5 protein-coding genes are annotated in these 3,266 nt (G+C 57.9%); all 5 read left to right on the plus strand.

The features are described 5' to 3' along the window. Window positions 1-421: 421 nt before the first annotated feature. The 5 genes from CFB82_RS41100 (at window position 422) to CFB82_RS43640 (ending at window position 3,032) form a co-directional block, all read left to right on the plus strand. A complete protein-coding gene (locus tag CFB82_RS41100) occupies window positions 422-661 on the plus strand; it encodes a type III secretion system needle complex protein (RefSeq protein ID WP_089487910.1) in 240 nt (79 codons plus the stop codon). Window positions 662-700: 39 nt separating this feature from the next. Beyond that, window positions 701-1,006, plus strand: a complete 306-nt coding sequence (gene sctI, locus CFB82_RS41105) for a type III secretion system inner rod subunit SctI (protein WP_179255537.1) — start codon at window positions 701-703, stop codon at window positions 1,004-1,006. After that, window positions 1,003-1,755, plus strand: a complete 753-nt coding sequence (locus tag CFB82_RS41110; protein WP_179255538.1) for an EscJ/YscJ/HrcJ family type III secretion inner membrane ring protein — start codon at window positions 1,003-1,005, stop codon at window positions 1,753-1,755. Before sctI ends, CFB82_RS41110 begins: the two co-directional genes overlap by 4 nt. Next, a complete protein-coding gene (locus tag CFB82_RS41115) occupies window positions 1,748-2,326 on the plus strand; it encodes a type III secretion apparatus protein OrgA/MxiK (RefSeq protein ID WP_089487911.1) in 579 nt (192 codons plus the stop codon). Before CFB82_RS41110 ends, CFB82_RS41115 begins: the two co-directional genes overlap by 8 nt. An 85-nt stretch (window positions 2,327-2,411) precedes the next feature. After that, window positions 2,412-3,032: a hypothetical protein gene (locus CFB82_RS43640; RefSeq protein WP_089487912.1), complete on the plus strand. Its 621-nt coding sequence runs from the start codon at window positions 2,412-2,414 to the stop codon at window positions 3,030-3,032. The last annotated feature ends 234 nt before the right edge of the window (window positions 3,033-3,266 follow it).

The raw sequence follows: 3,266 nt of genomic DNA on the forward strand, positions 1-3,266 counted from the left end.
TGGCGACATCTGAAATATCGATGGCGATGCTTCGCCACCTGGACCAAGAAAACCATCGATGCCGAATTGGCCGACCTACTGGCCGGGTACGGCATCAAATATCAAGTCAGTTTTTCGTGAACACTTAAGGGCAAAAGCGTAATTCAGATAGTCAGAACATTTTGGGGAACAGCGGTGAAATTCCAGGGGGAAAACTTCTGGGTCCGCTGCTGCTTTGCTTCCACCGTAGGGCTAGACGAGCAGATGGTGGAGCGTACATCCGCAATCAGGAGGTAGAAGATGAGCGATATAATCAGATAAAGATGATCATGGAGTAGGCCATCACCGGCGACTCACTCATTTATGGGCGCTTTTGAGGCGCTCACAATTTCAAACCACCAGCATTGCTGGTGGCATCAGAATCTCAACAAAGGAAACAATCATGACCTGGGAAAAAGGCTATCTGGACGGTATTTCCAAGGAATACGATAGTGGCGTAGAAGACTTGCAAAAGCAGGTGGATAACGCTCTGAAGGATTTGGCCACGTCTCCATCCAATCCGCAAAAACTGGCTTTGTACCAAAGCAAGCTGTCCGAATACAACCTGTACCGCAACGCGCAATCCAACACCGTCAAGGTCTTTAAGGACATCGACGCTGCCATCATCCAGAACTTCCGATAACGACACTGCGCCGCATTGCGGCGCACACAGGAGCTTCACATGCAGAATCGCTCGATCCAACCGATCGAGGCGCTGGTTAGCCGGATTCGCGAGCTGCCCGCCCAAGATAGCGACATCGTGTCGCTGGATGAGAGGCTGGTCCAGGCCTTCTCCCAGTCCGCCGTCAGCGCCGGCATGGAAAAAGACGCCATCATGCAGCGTCTGGAACAACCCCATGCGTTAACCGATCCGGCCGAACTATTCCAGTTGCAACTGCGAACCTCAAACTACAACCTCGAGGTGTCCACCATTAGCACTCTGACCCGCAAAGCGGTGAGCGCGGTAGAAAGCCTAATACGTTCATGATGCGTCGCCATCTTTACGCCATGCCGTTGATTCTGTTGCTGGCAGCTTGCCAGCAACAGGACTTGCTCAAAGGGCTGGACCAACAGCAAGCCAATGAAGTGATCGCCGTGCTGCAGCGTCACAATATCGAGGCGGAAAAAGCCGACCGCGGCAAAGCCGGTTACAGCATCTCCGTGGCAGCGCCCAATTTTGCCGCCGCGGTCGACTGGCTGAAGACCTATGATTTGCCGTCGCGTCCCCGCATGGAAGTGGCGCAGATGTTTCCGGCCGATTCCTTGGTATCGTCGCCGCGAGCGGAAAAAGCGCGGTTGTACTCCGCCATCGAACAGCGGCTGGAACAATCGCTGCAAATTATGGACGGCGTGTTGTCCGCGCGCGTGCATATCAGCTACGACTTGGATTCCGGAGAAGGCGGACGCGCTGCCAAGCCCGTCCACCTGTCGGCGCTGGCAGTATATGATCGCGACATTGAGCCGGAGCAGAAAGTCACCGACATCAAACGCTTCCTGAAAAACAGTTTCGCCGATGTTGAATACGACAATATATCGGTAGTGGTGTCCCGGCGCGGCGAGGCGCAACAGCAAGCGCCCGGCACGCCTCTTTCTGCACGCGGAGTTGGGTTGGTCTGGCTGACTGCCGGCGCCGTGTTGTTCGCCCTGCTTGGCGCTGCAGGCTGGCTATGGCAGCGTCGTAAGGCGGAAACCGCGTCGCCGGAAGCCGTGGCTCCCACTAGGAGCGGCGATGGCTGAGTTGCCATGCTCTCCAGCCTTGCTGCGCGTGCTGTTCGACCCTTTGTCCTACCTGCACCCGCGTCGGCTAAGCTTGCCAGTTTCCTTGACCGGGCAGCCTGCGGCTCGCGCCGCAGCCAACGAACTGTTGCTAGCCGCCTACCAACTGAGAAACGACTGCACCGATGCAGAATTAGATGCATTGGCAAGGCAGTTGCTGCGTTATTGGAGACGATTGCCCCAGGCCGCGTACCTGATTGGCTGCTATGCGCGGCGCTCAGAGTTGGCTTGGCGCGGAGCAATGCTAAGTTTGCCGCAATGGGCACGCGTATTCATCACCATCGATCTGCCGACGGATGCTGCCACGAAACAGCAGCCGTTGTGCCATAACGAGCTGTTGCGAATCGGTTATGCCCAGCTCCGTTGCTGGCGGAAACGGCTGCCGGTGCCATTGGCGCAGAGGTTTCCGCTGCTGTTCCCGCCACATGTGGACGCCGCGCCGACGGAGCCCGACGCTGATCCCATGATTCTAACCCTGGCCCTGCAATATGCCCAGAGACATCCCCATACCCCACCCACAACGCATCGTTGACGGGACGCTGCTCCCCTGTTCCGCGCTCCAGGACGCCAGCCGCACCGGAAGGCTGGAAGAGCAAGCCCGGCGAAATGCCCAGCGCATGCTACGCAATGCCGAAATCCAGGCTGAATCCCTACGTCAGCACGGATATCAAGCCGGATACCAGCAAGGCATTCTGGATGCGTTGCAGCATGTGGCCATTTACCTAGCCGCCAGTCACGCCATGGCATGGCACTGGAGAAAGCGGCTGGATGAACACGCGCGTGCCATACTAGTCGCCGCAGTGGATCATCCGGATACGTTACTATTGTTGATAGACGAATGGCTGCGTGGCCAAGAGCACGCCGACGCTACGCTGCAACTGACCTTGCCCAAGAGCGCCCGCGCGCACCAAGCCAGACTCATGGCTTTGCTCGCCGAACACTGGCCAGGCTCGATCCAGTTGGATTACCATGCCGAGCCCCGTTGCGTTATGCGCTGCGGCGATCAGCTGGCTGAGTTTGCGCCGGAAGTATATGTGGAGGCGGCAAGCCGCCAATTGCAGAAGTGCATGGACGAGCTGCCGAAAGAGTGCCGCAATATTTCGGACCAGGCGCTGCGTGATTGGATCTCTCAGTGGGAACAGCAGGTGCCCCCCGCGTCAGAATTGAGCTTGCCCGCGAAAAACGTACCTCTTGCTGAGTGTGTAAAACTCACGCAAGGAGGATGGAAAGATGGGTAATCCGAGAGCACGGTACACAAAGGAATTCAGGCGTGGTTCACTGCAGGGTTACACGAGGCGGGGCGCGGTGAGGTCGCGATGGTCGATAATCGGCGCTCACTTTTCACTGAGGGGCGCGGATGAATCGATTGGCTGGCGCGGCGGCGCAACTGCCTGGGGAAACACGTAAGCACCTGGCGGTGCGGGCCTTGGCGGGCGGGCTCACGATCCGCGCGCTGGCTGATGGGCACGGCG

It is taken from the genome of Burkholderia sp. HI2714, assembly GCF_002223085.1.
Lineage (GTDB): Bacteria > Pseudomonadota > Gammaproteobacteria > Burkholderiales > Burkholderiaceae > Burkholderia > Burkholderia lata_D.

What these genes read in the sequence shown, in the direction of transcription:
- CFB82_RS41110 (WP_179255538.1), top strand. Translation starts at nt 1,003, where the DNA reads ATGATGCGTCGCCATCTTTACGCCATGCCGTTGATTCTGTTGCTGGCA.
- CFB82_RS43640 (WP_089487912.1), top strand. Translation starts at nt 2,412, where the DNA reads ATGCTACGCAATGCCGAAATCCAGGCTGAATCCCTACGTCAGCACGGA.
- CFB82_RS41115 (WP_089487911.1), top strand. Translation starts at nt 1,748, where the DNA reads ATGGCTGAGTTGCCATGCTCTCCAGCCTTGCTGCGCGTGCTGTTCGAC.
- CFB82_RS41100 (WP_089487910.1), top strand. Translation starts at nt 422, where the DNA reads ATGACCTGGGAAAAAGGCTATCTGGACGGTATTTCCAAGGAATACGAT.
- sctI (WP_179255537.1), top strand. Translation starts at nt 701, where the DNA reads ATGCAGAATCGCTCGATCCAACCGATCGAGGCGCTGGTTAGCCGGATT.